This window comes from Amycolatopsis dongchuanensis, assembly GCF_039542405.1.
Lineage (GTDB): Bacteria > Actinomycetota > Actinomycetes > Mycobacteriales > Pseudonocardiaceae > Amycolatopsis_E > Amycolatopsis_E sacchari.
The window spans coordinates 321,547-336,287 of the sequence record NZ_BAABIB010000075.1; the positions used below are offsets into that span (position 1 = coordinate 321,547).

Here is a 14,741-nt window from a genome sequence, read left to right on the forward strand (position 1 = left end):
GAACGGCAAGCCACTCTTGCTATGCTGGTGGTCATGACCTCGCCTCGTCCGCTCGTGGAGCGCAAGCGACGCCAGGCGCGAGCGCGCATCATCGAGGCCGCCCAGGAGCTGTTCCACGAGCGGGGCTTCGACGGCGTCTCGGTCGGCGACATCGCCGAGCGCGCCGAAGTCGGCCGCACCACGTTCTTCCGCCACTTCGTGGACAAGCAGGAGGTCGTGTTCGCCAGGGAGCAGGAGCTGCTCGAGGTGGTCGACGCGACGGCCCGGGCGGACGACGTCCCGGCCGCACGGAGCGCGACCGAAGCCATCGAGCAACTCCGCCCGGTCGTGCTCGCGATCTGCGCCCAGGCGGCCGCCGACCCGGAGGGCTACACCCGCCACTTCCAGCTCATCGAGCAGCACCCGGAACTCCGCGCCCGCGACGCCGTGAAGGTGCAGGAGATCGCCGACAAACTGGGCGATCTGCTCATCGGCCGCGGATCCGACGAGGCCACCGCCCGCTTCGCCGCGCACATCGCCATCGCCTGCTACCAGACCGCCAAACGCCTGGGCAACGACCCCCGCACCCTGGTGGACGACGTGCGGGCCGCCTTCGAACGAGTGCTCACGCTGGGCGCAGGCCCCACCGAACCCCGGTCGTAGCCCGATCCAGGACTGGGCGTCCACTTCGGGCTCGCCGGGGAAACGGCGCCGGTCCCCACCGCGACTACGGGGGTGAGGAGGCGGGGATGGCACACAGCTTCTACTTCGCGGCGCACGCCGACGACGCGCTGTTGTTCCGGGGCAACCAGCTCTTCGCCGACGAACACACCCGCGGCGCGCAGGTCGTGCACGTGACGACCACGGGCGGGGACGCCGGGCGCACCGACGGCTGGTGGCAGGCGCGCGAGCAGGGCCTCGTGGACGCCCTGAACGCCACCGCCGGCGATCCACCCGTCACCACCGAGACGATCACGCTCGGCGGCCGCGCCCTGACCCGGTACCGCGCGGCGAACTGGTTCCTCTACCCGCTCCGCCTGCCCGACGGCGGGCTCGACGGGCAGGGCTTCGGCCTCGGCTCGCTCACGATGCTGCGCGACGGGCGGCTCGGCGCGCTGACCCCGCTCGACGGGAGCACGCCGTACCAGGGCTGGCCCGCGGTCGTCGCGACCCTGCGGGCGATCGTGGCCGGTCACCGCGACAGCGGCGAAACGCCGTGGCTCAACGTCGCCGACCCCGATCCGGCCCGCAACCCCGGCGACCACCCCGACCACTACGCGACCGCGGCCGCCGCCGACGCGATCGCCGACGCCGACCGGGCCAGCGCCTGGTTCTGGACCGGCTACGACACGAAGAACCGGCCCGCCAACCTCGACGGTCTCGCGCTGGAGGCGAAACGTTTCCTCTTCGCCGCGTACGGCTGGCGGACCGGCGGGCCCGACGAGACGGAATGGGGTTGGTGGGGGCCGCGCGACTACGGCCGGGTGCGCTGACGGAAAATCGCCCGTAACGCCATTTGGGTGACGTCCGATAGGGGGACCATGGGGCTCGACGCCGAGGTCGGCAACGCTACTGCGCTGTCCCACACCACCGAGGCCCCCGCCCCGCGGTCACGCCGCGTGCCGGAGTGGCTCGTGGTCCTGGCCGTCGGTGCCGTGGCCGTCGTCGGATTCTCGATCCCGTACTGGCTGCAGCCGCGCTTCTTCTTCGTCGGCGACAACCCCGAGTCGTTCGTGCCGCTCTGGCACCACCTCGGCACGCAGCTGCGTGCCGGGCACTGGCCGATGATGGACGCCGCGGGCTGGTACGGCGGCAACTACGCCGCCGAGGGCGAGTACGCGATGTGGAACCCCGTCGAGCTGCTCGGCTACGTGGTGGTTTCGCTGTTCGACAACCTCGCGGCGGCCTCGGCGGTCGTCAACGTCGCCTTCCTCGCCCTGCTCAGCATGGCCGCATACCTGCTGTGCCGCGAGTACGGCGCCGCGCGCGTGCCGTCGGTGGTGCTGGGGCTGGCGATGCCCGCCGGGGGCTTCACGCTCTTCTACGCGGCGGCGGGCTGGCCGGCCGAGCTGATGGCGCTCACGTGGCTGGCGTGGTTCTGGTGGGCCGCGCGCCGGCACGTGCGCGGCGCGCTGAACCCGTTGGTGCCGTTCGCCTTCGGGGCATTGGCGATCACCACCGGGAACCCGTACGCCGCACTGGGCATCGCGATCGTCAGCACCGGGATCATCGTCGAACTGGCCCTGCGGCGCCGATTCCGCCCCATCGCGCACCTCGTGCTCATCGGGCTGTGCGTCGCGGCGGCCGCCTTCCCCGCGTTCCTGCCGCTCCAGCTGGTGCTGCCGGTGACCGACCGGCAGGGCCTCGCCATGATCAGCAACGACATGTTCCAGGTGCCGCACCTCGGCGACCTGCTCACCTCCAGCGCCCCCACGTACCTGCCCGGCATCGTCAACTGGGACGGCGCGGTGCGCGAAACCCTGCCCTCCACGTACTTCGCGTGGTTCGCCGTGCCGCTGCTGCCGTGGGTGCGGTTCGGCGCGCTCCGCCGGGCGGCCCGCCCGCTCACGAGCGTCGCGGTGATCTGCGGGATCTACTTCCTGCTGGTGCTCGGCCCGTCCAACCTGTGGCTGTTCCGCTGGCCGATCCGGCTCATCGAGCACCTGTACCTGGGGGTGGCCGTCCTCGTCGCGGTGCTGCTGTCCGCGGGGCTCGCGCGGGACCACGTGCGGCGGCGGGCGGTGGCCTCGGCGTGCCTGGTCCTGGTGGCCGGGTACCTCTCGACCGCGCTCAGCCCCGAGATCTCCTGGCTGCACCTGCTCGCCACCGTCGCCGTGCTGGCGCTGGTCGCGGCCGCGGTCGTCGTCCACCGCCGGTACGGGCCGCGCCCGTTCGGTGCCGTGCTGCTGGCCGGCACGGTCGCGATCATGGCCTACCAGACCGGGAACCTCCCGGTGAAGGCGGCGCCGACCGCGGAGGGCCCGGTTTCGGTGAGCCAGATCCGGGAGGGCGCGGTCACGATGCGCGGCACAGTGCTGCAGCTCGCGGACCAGACGCCGGTCCGCACGGAGGACTACGCGAACGGGGACCTCCTGTTCGGCAACGAGAACATCCTGCGCGGCCACGAGACGATCAACCACTACAGCGGCATCAGCTTCGCGAAGTTCAACACGGCGCTGTGCATGACCTACAAGGGCGAGGTGTGCCCGGACGCCTTCCGGCGGCTGTGGCAGCCGGACGCGGACACCGGCGTCCCGCCGGTGGACGCGCTGCGCGTGCAAACCCTGGTCCTGCAACGGCATCTGCTGCCCGAGGCCGCCGACCAGCCACCCCCGCCGGGCTGGCAGGTGGCGGCCCGCGACGCCGTCCGCACCGTGTGGACGCGGTCCGCGCCGCCCTACCCCGGCCGGGTGTCGTGGGCCTCACCCGGCACCGAGGTGCTGGACTCGCGGTCCCAGCCGGAGCAGGAGGCGGTCACCTACCGCGCCCAGCCTGGTGGCGGCCGGATCCTCTTCGCCCGGCTGAACTGGCCCGGCTACACGGCCACTGTGGACGGTGCCGCCGTCCCGGTGCGGGAGGACGCCACGGGCCTGATCGTGCTGGACGTGCCCCCCGGTGAGCACCGCGTGGACCTGTCCTTCCGCGAGCCCGGGCTGCGTGCCGCCGCGTGGGTGTTCGGGGCGGCGACGGTCGTCGCGCTGGCGCACGCGGCCGTCTGGTGGTGGCGCCGCAGCCGGCTGAGGGGGCCTCGCAGAACCTCCCAGCTCCCCTCTCCGCCGACCTAACGTGGTCGTGTCACGGCCGCCGCAGCGGGTATGCCCCTCCGCGCGACCGTGCTCGAACGACTCACGAGGAGCGACACGAGATGCTTGGTGTGGTCATGCACGCCCCCGGCGACGTCCGGGTCGAAGAGCGTGAAGACCCGAAGATCCAGTACCCGACGGACGCGGTCATCCGGGTCGCCGCGGCCTGCATCTGCGGGTCCGACCTGTGGCCCTACCGCGGCGCCGACGACGTCCACGACGCCCCGATGGGCCACGAGTACGTCGGCGTGGTCGAAGAGGTCGGCGACGAGGTGCGCAACGTCAAGCCCGGTGACTTCGTCGTCGGCTCGTTCTTCGCCTCCGACAACACCTGCGAGATCTGCCGCGCCGGGTACCAGTCCCGCTGCGTGCACGCCGAGCCGATGGGCGCGCTGGGCACCCAGGCGCAGCGCGCCCGCGTCCCGCTCGCCGACGGCACGCTCGTGGCCACCCCGGGGATGCCGGACGCGGACCTGGTCCCGTCCCTGCTCGCCGCGTCCGATGTGCTGGGCACCGGCTGGTTCGGCGCGGTCGCGGCGGAGGCGGGGCCTGGCAAGACGGTCGCCGTCGTCGGCGACGGCGCGGTGGGCCTGCACGCGGTGCTGGCCGCGAAGCAGCTGGGCGCCGAGCGGATCGTCATCTTCAGCAGGCACGCCGACCGACAGCGGCTCGCCGCCGAGTTCGGCGCGACCGACGTCATCGCCGAACGGGGTGACGAAGGGGTCGCGAAGCTCAAGGACCTCACCGGCGGGCTGGGCGCACACTCGGTGGTCGAGGCCGTGGGCACGCAGGAGTCGATGATGCAGGCCATCCGCGCGACCCGCCCCGGCGGGCACGTCGGCTACGTGGGCGTCGCGCACGACGTCGCTTTGCCCGGCGGCGAGCTGTTCTTCTCCGGGGTGCACCTGCACGGCGGACCCGCACCCGTGCGCCGCTTCCTGCCCGAGCTGATCCAGCTCATCTGGGACCGCACCATCGACCCCGGCAAGGTCTTCGACCGCACCCTCCCGCTGGCCGACGCCGCCGAGGGCTACCGGGCGATGGACGAACGACGGGCGATCAAGGTCCTGCTCACGGTATGAACGGCGCCTACCGTGGAGCCGTGGACTGGAAGAAGGACGTCCGGGACTTCCTGGTCTCGCGCCGCGCCAGGGTGACCCCGGCGCGCGCGGGGCTGCCCGACGTGGGCGGCGAACGGCGGGTGCCGGGGCTGCGGCGCGAGGAGGTCGCGACGCTCGCCGGGGTCAGCACCGACTACTACACCCGGCTGGAGCGCGGCAACATCGCGGGCGCGTCGGACGGGGTGCTCGACGCGATCGCCAGGGCCCTGCAGCTCGACGACGCCGAGCGCGCGCACCTGTTCGACCTGGCCCGCGCCCGTGCCCGCCGGCCCCGGCACTCCGCGCGGCACGTGCGGCCGTCGGTCCGGCGGATCCTCGACGCGATGGACGTCCCGGCCATGGTGCAGAACGCCGCGCAGGACGTCGTGGCAGCGAACGCGCTGGGACGGGCGCTGTACGCCCCGCACTTCGAGGCGGGACCGCGGCCCAACATCGCGCGGTTCATCTTCCTGGACCCGCGGGCGCGGGAGTTCTACGTCGACTGGGAGCTGGCCCGGCACACCTGTGCCGCGATGCTGCGCCGCGACCTCGGGCGTGACCCGGCGAACGCGGACCTCGCCGCGCTCGTCGGCGAACTGTCCGCGCGCAGCGGCACCTTCGCGCGGGACTGGGCGCGGCACAACATGCACATCCACCGCACCGGCACGAAGGCGTTCCGGCACCCCGGCGTCGGCCTCCTCGAGGTGGACTTCGACGTGTTCGAGCTGCCCGGGGACGACAACCTGATCATGGTCACCTACAGCGCCGCACCCGGCTCCCCCGCGGCCGACGCGCTGGCGCTGCTGGCGCTGGACTCCCCTGCGGCGGCCGATATCGCCTGAACGTCCGGATCACCCGGTGATGGGAGGTTTCACACCGGATACCGGCACGAGTGCGTGAACGGATACCGCACGCTGATCTGCCCGCCACGTCCGCGACGCGGGACGGAGATCGAATGCGGGCGTCACCGCAGCGTACGGAGAAAGGACAAGCTCGTGCCGATTCCCGCGTCCGAAGCACTCGGCCTGCAGGCCGAGGTCGCCGAAGGCAAGATCGACGACCTGCGCCGCCCGGGGCGCTACCTGGTGAGCTCGCTGTTCGCCGGGGCGTTCATCGGGGTCGCCGTCGTGTTGCTGCTGGAGGCGACCGGACCACTCGACGCGGCGCACTCGCCCTGGACGAAAGTGGTGCAGGGACTGGTGTTCGGCATCGCGCTGACCGCCGTGGTGTTCGCCGGCGCGGAACTGTCCACCGGCAACATGATGACGATGACGCAGGGCGTGCTCGTGCGGCGGCGCGGGGTGGGTGCGGCGGTGGCCGTCGTGCTCGTGTCGTTCGCGGGCAACCTGCTCGGCTCGGTCCTGTTCGCGTGGCTGGTGCACGAGGGCGGCGTGCTGGCGATCGGGGCTACCCCCGGCCACGCGGCGCCCGGTGCCGCACTGCTGGCGAGCCTGCTGAAGGCCAAGACCGCGGAGTCCGCGGGCGCGTTGTTCTGCCGCGGCGTGCTGTGCAACTTCCTGGTGTGCCTCGCGGTGTGGATGGCGGCGCGCACGAAGTCCGACGGGGCCAAGCTGGCGCTGATCTTCTGGTGCCTGCTGGCGTTCGTCGCGTCCGGGTTCGAGCACGTCGTGGCCAACATGACGACGTTCTCACTGGGGCTGTTCGAGGACGTGCCCGGCGTGACGCTCGCGGCGTTCGGGCGGAACCTGCTGTTCGTCGGGCTCGGCAACCTCGTCGGCGGCGGGCTGCTCGTCGGCGCCGGGTACGCCTTCGTGGCGCGGCGGCCGGGCGCCAAGGCGCACGGGACCGACACCGCGGGTCAGGAGGGCGAGCTGGCGAGCACGCGTGCGTGACGGCCCGGCCCGTCCTTGACGGTCTTCCCCGGCGGGGCTACTTTCTGCGGACTCGCATTGGCGCGTTCCTGGACCATTGAGGGGATCCCGTGGACGAGGACAGCATCCGGCTCCACCAGCTCGGTTACGCGCAGGAACTCCGGCGCACCATGTCGGCCTTCTCGAACTTCGCCGTCTCGTTCACGATCATCTCGATCCTGTCGGGCTGCCTGACGCTCTACGGGTTCGGCCTGGGCACCGGCGGCCCCGCCGCGATGGTGTGGGGCTGGCCGCTGGTCGGGGTGTTCGTGGTCCTCGTCGGGCTCGGGATGGCCGAGGTGTGTTCGAGCTACCCGACCGCGGGCGGGCTCTACTACTGGGCGGCGAAGCTGGCGCCGCCCCGCAGCGCCGCGGCCTGGTCGTGGTTCACCGGCTGGTTCAACCTCGTCGGGCAGGTCGCGGTCACCGCGGGGATCGACTTCGGGGCCGCCCTGTTCCTCAACGCGTTCCTCGACCTGCAGTTCGGGTTCGCCGCCACGCCGGGGCACACGATCACCCTGCTCGCGATCATCCTGGTGCTGCACGGGCTGCTCAACACGTTCGGCGTGCGGCTGGTGGCCTTCCTCAACAACGTCAGCGTGTGGTGGCACCTCATCGGTGTCGTGGTGATCGTGGCGGTGCTGGCGTTCGTGCCGGCGCGCCACCAGTCCGCGTCGTTCGTGTTCGGGCACTTCGTGAACAACACGGGCTGGGGTTTCGCGCCGTACGTGTTCGCGCTCGGGTTGCTCGTCGCGCAGTACACGCTCACCGGGTACGACGCGTCCGCGCACATGACGGAGGAAACCCGCAACGCGGCGAAAGCCGGGCCGCGCGGGATCGTCCACTCCATACTGGTGTCGCTCGTCGCGGGCTGGATCCTGTTGCTGGGCTTGACTTTCGCGATCCAGGACTACGACGGCGCGGTGAACTCCGCGACCGGTGTCCCGCCCGCGCAGATCTTCCTCGACGCGGCGGGCGCGACCACCGGCAAGTTCCTCCTGCTGATCGCGATCGGCGCGCAGCTGTTCTGCGGCATGGCGTCGGTGACGGCGAACTCACGCATGATCTACGCCTTCGCCCGCGACGGCGCGATCCCCGGATCCTCGTGGTGGCACCGCATCAACAAGCGCACCCGCACGCCGACGAACTCGGTGTGGCTCGCCGCCGTGGGTGCACTGGTCCTCGCACTGCCGTACCTGTGGAGCGCGACGGCGTACGCGGCCGTGACGTCGATCGCCACCGTCGGCCTGTACGTCGCGTACGTGATCCCGGTCTTCCTGCGGGTGCGCAAGGGCGACGCGTTCGAGCGCGGCCCCTGGCACCTCGGGCGGTGGGGCCGCCTCGTCGGGATCGTGGCGTCGGTGTGGGTCGCGTTGATCTTCGTGTTGTTCATGCTGCCGCAGGCGTCCCCGATCACGGTGCGAACGTTCAACTACACGCCGGTCGCGTTCGTCGTGGTGCTCGGCGGGGCGGCGGTGTGGTGGTTCGCCTCGGCGCGGAAGTGGTTCACCGGCCCGAAGGTGCAGGGCTCGGCCGCGGAACTGGAAGCCGTGGAGGAGGACCTGCGGGTGGTCTGAGCGGAGCCGCGGCGCCCGTCGGCTTCACGGCGGTGCGCCCGTGCCGGGCGAGCCGCCGCCCGGCCAGGCCCCGTCGCCGGTCAGGCCCCGTCGCGGGGCCCCCGCCGCGCAGCGATCCCGCCGCCGCGGAGCAGATTTCCAGCACCGCCAGCAATCCCGCCCTCACTGAGCAGCCCACTCACCGCCGGGCGCCCACAGCGCCTCGCGCCCGCGCGCCGAGTAGCGGTGCACCCCTCCCCGATGGGGAACCGGCGCAACGACCCAGCCGCGCCTACCCTTCGTCCCGGGGCGCGAGGTGTTCCAGCAGGATCCGCACGAACGCCTCGAACGCGGCGGTCATGTCCTGGTCCCGGTCGAGGAGCCACTGGATCTGCAGCCCGTCGAGCATCGCGAGCACCAGGTTCGCCAGCACGGCCGCGTCGACGTCCGTGCGGAACTCGCCCGTGTCCTGGCCCTGCGCGATCGCCCGGCGGACGCTGCCCCGCAGCCGCTCGTACCGCTCCTCGAAGTACTCGTGCGCGGGATGGCTCTCCGACACGCCCTCGCCCACCAGCACGGTGAACAGCTGCACCAGCTCCGGCGTCGTCGTGTTGCGGGCCACCAGCGCGACGAGCGCGCGCAGTGCCGCGCTCCCGCCCTCGGACCAGGTGTCCCGCATCCACCGCATCGCCTCGCGGTCGCGTTCCTCCAGCACCGCGAGCAGCAGCCGCTCCTTCGACGGGAAGTGGTGCAGCAGACCGGGCTGGGTCAACCGGGCCGCTTCGGCGACCGACGCGAGCGGGGCGCCGCGGTAGCCGTGGCGGGCGAACAGCGGGGCGGCGGCGTCGAGGATCGCGGCGCGGGTGCGCTCGCCCCGCCGCGTGGGCTTGCGGGTACTGGGCATGCCCCACCCTAGACTCCGAAAAGCCTAACGAACGGTAGCGAACGCACGCAGAAGCCCCGCGTGACCTGCTTCTTCATCGATCCGTGACAACCTACCGACTACTAGGTCTTCCGCCGGCCCCGCTCCGCGCACTACCTTGGCCGACGCACCGAAACCACCCGCCGACCAACGACGAGAGGCGGCTGTGCCGATGGACGTCGATCGACGCACCCTGTTGCTGGCGACCGCCGCGGTCGCCCTCTCCCCCGCGCTGACCGCCACCGCCTCGACCGGGGACCCCGTCTCGCGGATGACCCTCGAAGAGAAGGTGTCGCTGCTGCACGGCGCCACCGATCCGGCCTCGCTCGGGCAGGCCGGTTACCTCCCGGGAGTGCCCCGCCTCGGCATCCCCGAGGTCCGCCTGACCGACGGCCCCGCCGGGATCCGCGTCACCCGCCCCGCCACCGCCCTGCCCGCCCCGGTCGCGCTCGCCGCCACCTTCGACCCCGCGACCGCCCGCGACTACGGCCGCGTCCTCGGCGAGGAAGGCCGGTCACTGGGCCAGGACGTGCTGCTCGCCCCCATGACCAACATCGTCCGCGTGCCGCAGGCCGGCCGGAACTTCGAGACGCTGGGCGAAGATCCGCTGCTGGCGGGCGAGCTCGTCGCCGCCGAGGTGCGCGGCATCCAGGAAGCCGGCCTCATCGCGACGGTGAAGCACTACGCGGCCAACAACTTCGAGAACGGCCGCCAGACCGTCAGCGCGGACGTCGACGAGCGCACCCTGCGCGAGATCTACCTCCCGGCGTTCGAAGCGGCAGTGCGCGCCGGAGCCGGTGCGGTGATGGCCTCCTACAACCGCGTCAACGGCGTGTACGCGTCGGAGAACGCGCACCTGCTCACCGAAATCCTGCGGGGTGACTGGGGTTTCCGCGGTTTCGTGATGTCCGACTGGGGCGCGACCCACAGCACGGAGGCGATCCTCGCCGGGCTCGACATGGAGATGCCGAGCGGCACGTACTTCGCCGCTCTCGTCACCGCGGTGCGCGAGGGGCGGATCCCCGAGTCCGTTGTGGACACCGCGGCACGGCGTGTCGTCACCCAGCTGCGGCGGTTCGACACCCCGAAGACCCGGCCACCCCTGGACCGGGCCGGGCACGCCCGCGCCGCCCGGCGGTTCGCCGCGGCGGGCGCGGTGTTGCTGCGCAACGAAAACGCCGTCCTGCCGCTCACCGGGCTGCGCTCGGTCGCCGTCATCGGGCCGACGGCCCGCAGCCCGCTCGTCGGCGGGGGCGGGAGCGCGCACGTCGTCCCCGAGTTCGCGGAAAGCCCGCTCGGCGCGCTCGCGCGACGGGCCGGCCGCCCACTGCCCTACGCACCGGGCGTGGACCTCGACGGGGCGCCCGTCCCCGCTTCGGCGCTGTCCACGGGCACGATCGACTTCACCGGTTCCGCCGCACTGCCCGCCGGCACCACGCGCACCTGGACCGGCACGCTGACCGCGCCCGAAACCGGCGACTACGACCTGCGCATCCAGGGCAGCGGTGCGGTGCAGTCGTTCCAGGGCGGTATCTCGCTCACGCTCGACGGCACGCGGATCGGCTCGGTCGGCGCGATCTTCGGCGGCAACAGCCGCCTGCTCGCCACCGGCGACGGGCTCGGCAACGCGGGCACGGTCGTGCACCTCGAGGCTGGGCAGCCGCACCAGTTCACCATCACCGCCACCGGTGCCGCGGACACGCCGTTGCAGGTCCGGCTCGCGTGGATCACTCCGGTGCGGCGGCGGCAGGCGCTCGACGAGGCCGTGGCGCTCGCCCGCTCGGCGCGGACGGTGCTGCTGTTCGCGTTCAACGAGGGCACCGAGGGGCAGGACCGGCCGGGCCTGGCCCTGCCCGACAACCAGGATCCCGTCGTCGCCGCCGTCGCGGCAGCGAACCCGCGCACCGTCGTCGTGCTCAACACCGGGGATCCGGTCACCATGCCGTGGCTCGACCGGACGGCGGCCGTGCTGCAGATGTGGTACCCGGGCCAGGAAGGCGCCGACGCGACCGCCGCGCTGCTGCTGGGCGAGGCGAACCCGGGCGGGAAACTGCCCGTGACGTACCCGAAGCGCGAGGCCGACGCCCCGACCGCACCGCCCGAGCGCTACCCGGGGGTGAACGGGCACGCGCAGTACAGCGAAGGCATCTTCGTCGGCTACCGGCACTACGACGCCCACGACGTCGAGCCGTTGTTCCCGTTCGGGCACGGGCTTTCCTACACCCGCTTCCACTACAGCGACCTGTCCGTGCACGGGCGCCAGGTGGAGTTCCTGCTGCGCAACACCGGTGACCGCGCCGGGGCCGAGGTCGCACAGGTGTACCTCGGGCCACCGGCCTCGGCGCCGGTGCCGATGGCCCGTCAGCTGGCCGCGTTCGCCAGGGTGGAGCTGCGGCCGGGGGAAAGCCGCCGCATCCGCCTGGAGCTGCCCGGGCGCGCGTTGTCGTACTGGTCCGGGGGCTGGCGGGTGGTACCGGGCGACCGCGAGGTGCAGGTCGGCTCGTCCTCCCGCGACATCCGGCTGAACCGGACCGTCTTCGTCCACTGAGGAGGATGTGGTGAAGCTCTTTTCCCTGCTGGTCACGCTCCTCCTGCTCGCCACCGGCACGGCCACGGCCGCCACCGGGGCGCCGCACGCGCACACCCGGGCCGGGGTGGTGCGCGGCAGTTCGGCGGACGGGGTGGACAGCTTCCTCGGCATCCCTTACGCCGCACCGCCGACGGGCGACCTGCGGTGGCGTGCCCCGGCCCCGCCCGTCCCGTGGACGGGGGTGCGGGACGCGACGGCGTACGGCAACCGGTGCCCGGCCGCGGCGAGCACGAACGGGCCGCGGTCGGAGACCGAGGACTGCCTGTACCTCAACGTGCAGCGGCCCTCGGGCGCGAAGAAACTCCCGGTGTTCGTGTGGATCCACGGCGGCGGTCTGCGGAACGGCAGTTCGAACCAGCACGACGGCAGCCTGCTGGCACGCCGTGACGTCGTCGTGGTGACGATCAACTACCGGCTCGGCGTGTTCGGGTTCCTCGCGCACCCCGGGCTCACCGCGGAGGCCGGGCGGTCGGGCAACTACGGTTTCCTCGACCAGCAGGCCGCGCTGCGCTGGGTCAGGGACAACATCGCGGGGTTCGGCGGGGATCCGCACCAGGTGACGTTGGGCGGCGAGTCCGCGGGCGGCTTCTCGACGTGCGCGCACCTCGCTTCCCCCGCCTCGCGCGGGCTCTTCCAGCAGGCGATCATCCAAAGTGGAGCGTGCCCGAGCACCCCGCTCACGACCGCCGAGCAGAGCGGCACCGCCGTCGCACAGTCCTTGGGCTGCCAGGACGTCGCGTGCCTGCGGGCGCTTCCGGCGGCCCGGCTCGTCGACGTCGACGCGGCACCCACGCTCGTCAGCGGCGTGCCGGAGCTACCGCGGCCGCCGGACAGCGTCGTGCGCGCCGGCGAGTTCACCCGCGTCCCGCTGCTGATCGGCGCGAACCGGGACGAAGGGCGCACGTTCGCGCTGGGCTTCGTCGGCGCCACGCGCGAGCAGTACGAGTCGTGGGTGCTCACGAACTACAGCGCGGCGGCCCTCGCTCGCTACCCGTGGCCGGAGCGGTCCGACCGGTTCACGGCGGCGTACCTGATCGGCGCGATCATGACCGACTCCGGGACGGTGGGCGGTATCGGCGGATGCGCGACGCGTTCGCTGGTCCGGTCCTTCACGCACTACACGCGCACCTACGCCTACCAGTTCGACCACCGCACGGGCCCGGGCCTGAGCCCCGAACCCGCTGGGTACGTGTGGGGCGCCGGGCACGCGGCGGAGCTGGCGTACCTGTGGCCGAGCTTCGACAACGGCACCCCGATCGCGCCGACGTTCGACGCGGCGGAACGGCAGCTGTCGCGGGACATGGTGCGGTACTGGACGTCGTTCATCCGCACCGGCGACCCCGGCTGGGCCACCTACCCCGGCTCGACGTTCTCGCTGCGCGCGGGCGGCACGTCCGTGCCGATCCCCGACCGGCAGTTCTCCGTCGAGCACCAGTGCGGGTTCTGGGGCTGACGCTCAGTCGGTCCCGGCCTCCATCGCCGCGTTGTCGAGCAGGCCCTCCTCCTCGGAGACGGTGCCGCGCGAGGCGATCGTCTCCGCGCCACCCGCGGGCATCGCGCCGATGAGCCCGGTGGAGGCCGCCTGCGCGGCGCCCACGAGCGTCGGGTTCGAGCTGCCGACGAGACCGAGCGCCACGTACTGCTCCAGGCGCGCCCGCGAGTCGGCGATGTCGAGGTTGCGCATGGTCAACTGCCCGATGCGGTCGGTCGGCCCGAACGCCGAGTCCTCGGTGCGCTCCATCGACAGCTTGTCCGGGTGGTAGCTGAACGACGGCCCCGTCGTGTCGAGGATCGAGTAGTCCTCGCCGCGCCGCAGCCGCAGGGTCACCTCGCCGGTGACGGCCGCGCCGACCCAGCGCTGCAGGGACTCGCGCAGCATGAGCGACTGCGGGTCGAGCCACCGGCCCTCGTACATCAGGCGGCCGAGGCGTCGGCCCTCGACGTGGTAGGCGGCGAGGGTGTCCTCGTTGTGGATCGCGTTGACCAGCCGCTCGTAGGCCGCGTGCAGCAGGGCCATGCCGGGCGCCTCGTAGATGCCGCGGCTCTTGGCCTCGATGATGCGGTTCTCGATCTGGTCGGACATGCCCATGCCGTGCCGGCCGCCGATCGCGTTGGCCTCCAGCACGAGGTCGACGGCGGTCGGGAACTCCTTGCCGTTGATCCGCACCGGACGGCCCTGCTCGAAGGCGATCGTCACGTCCTCGGCCGGGATCTCCACGGCCGGGTCCCAGAACCGCACGCCCATGATCGGCTCGACGAGCTCGATGCCGTTGCCGAGGTGCTCCAGCGCCTTCGCCTCGTGGGTGGCGCCCCAGATGTTGGCGTCGGTGGAGTAGGCCTTCTCGGTGCTCGCGCGGTAGGGCAGGTCACGCGCCTGCAGCCACTCCGACATCTCGGTGCGGCCGCCCAGCTCGGTGACGAAGTCGGCGTCCAGCCACGGCTTGTAGATGCGCAGCGAGGGGTTGGCGAGCAGGCCGTAGCGGTAGAACCGCTCGATGTCGTTGCCCTTGAAGGTGGAGCCGTCGCCCCAGATCTGCACGTCGTCCTCGAGCATCGCGCGCACGAGCAGCGTGCCCGTGACGGCGCGGCCGAGCGGCGTGGTGTTGAAGTAGGTGCGGCCGCCCGAGCGGATGTGGAACGCGCCGCAGGCGAGCGCGGCGAGCCCCTCCTCCACGAGCGCCTCGCGGCAGTCGACGAGGCGGGCGATCTCCGCGCCGTAGGTGCCGGCGCGGCCGGGCACCGAGTCGATGTCGGGCTCGTCGTACTGCCCGATGTCGGCGGTGTAGGCGCACGGCACGGCGCCCTTCTCGCGCATCCACGCGACCGCTACCGACGTGTCGAGACCACCGGAGAAGGCGATCCCGACTCGTTCACCGACAGGCAGGGAAGTGAGCACCTTGGACACGAGTGGAACTATATG

At 72.4% G+C, this 14,741-nt stretch carries 11 protein-coding genes; 9 read left to right on the forward strand and 2 right to left on the reverse strand.

The features are described 5' to 3' along the window. The first annotated feature begins 33 nt into the window (after nt 1–33). The 7 genes from ABFX51_RS19135 to ABFX51_RS19165 all read left to right on the forward strand — a co-directional run bounded on the left by ABFX51_RS19135 (nt 34) and on the right by ABFX51_RS19165 (nt 8,330). Nucleotides 34–642, forward strand: a complete 609-nt coding sequence (locus ABFX51_RS19135; protein WP_091507765.1) for a TetR/AcrR family transcriptional regulator — start codon at nt 34–36, stop codon at nt 640–642. Between the two features lie 86 nt (nt 643–728). Further along, a complete protein-coding gene (locus ABFX51_RS19140) occupies nt 729–1,472 on the forward strand; it encodes a PIG-L family deacetylase (protein WP_091507313.1) in 744 nt (247 codons plus the stop codon). Nucleotides 1,473–1,499: 27 nt separating this feature from the next. Beyond that, nucleotides 1,500–3,764 (forward strand): YfhO family protein, encoded by a 2,265-nt coding sequence (locus tag ABFX51_RS19145; protein WP_143249861.1) that lies wholly within the window; start codon nt 1,500–1,502, stop codon nt 3,762–3,764. A gap of 80 nt (nt 3,765–3,844) precedes the next feature. Continuing rightward, the gene (locus ABFX51_RS19150) at nt 3,845–4,864 is read left to right on the forward strand and encodes a zinc-dependent alcohol dehydrogenase family protein (RefSeq protein WP_091507317.1); all 1,020 of its coding nucleotides are present in this window, start codon (nt 3,845–3,847) and stop codon (nt 4,862–4,864) included. Between the two features lie 20 nt (nt 4,865–4,884). Further along, on the forward strand, nt 4,885–5,724 hold the full coding sequence (locus tag ABFX51_RS19155) for an MmyB family transcriptional regulator (RefSeq protein ID WP_091507767.1): 840 nt from the start codon (nt 4,885–4,887) through the stop codon (nt 5,722–5,724). Nucleotides 5,725–5,877: 153 nt separating this feature from the next. Then, nucleotides 5,878–6,735, forward strand: a complete 858-nt coding sequence (locus ABFX51_RS19160; protein WP_346054427.1) for a formate/nitrite transporter family protein — start codon at nt 5,878–5,880, stop codon at nt 6,733–6,735. 89 nt (nt 6,736–6,824) lie between these two features. After that, a complete protein-coding gene (locus tag ABFX51_RS19165) occupies nt 6,825–8,330 on the forward strand; it encodes an amino acid permease (RefSeq protein WP_428832480.1) in 1,506 nt (501 codons plus the stop codon). Nucleotides 8,331–8,601: 271 nt separating this feature from the next. On the opposite strand, the gene ABFX51_RS19170 is transcribed toward ABFX51_RS19165, so the two are convergent. Then, complete coding sequence (locus ABFX51_RS19170) at nt 8,602–9,213, reverse strand: TetR family transcriptional regulator (RefSeq protein WP_346054428.1); 612 nt, start codon at nt 9,211–9,213, stop codon at nt 8,602–8,604. Nucleotides 9,214–9,403: 190 nt separating this feature from the next. Between ABFX51_RS19170 and ABFX51_RS19175 the strand changes: the two genes are divergently transcribed. After that, entirely contained in the window at nt 9,404–11,779 is a 2,376-nt protein-coding gene (locus ABFX51_RS19175; protein WP_346054429.1) for a glycoside hydrolase family 3 C-terminal domain-containing protein, read from the forward strand. Between the two features lie 10 nt (nt 11,780–11,789). Then, complete coding sequence (locus ABFX51_RS19180; protein WP_346054431.1) at nt 11,790–13,274, forward strand: carboxylesterase/lipase family protein; 1,485 nt, start codon at nt 11,790–11,792, stop codon at nt 13,272–13,274. Between the two features lie 3 nt (nt 13,275–13,277). On the opposite strand, the gene argG is transcribed toward ABFX51_RS19180, so the two are convergent. Beyond that, nucleotides 13,278–14,726 carry an argininosuccinate synthase gene (gene argG, locus ABFX51_RS19185; RefSeq protein ID WP_346054432.1) on the reverse strand — a complete coding sequence of 483 codons (1,449 nt, stop codon included), beginning with the start codon at nt 14,724–14,726 and terminating at the stop codon, nt 13,278–13,280. Nucleotides 14,727–14,741 lie beyond the last annotated feature (15 nt).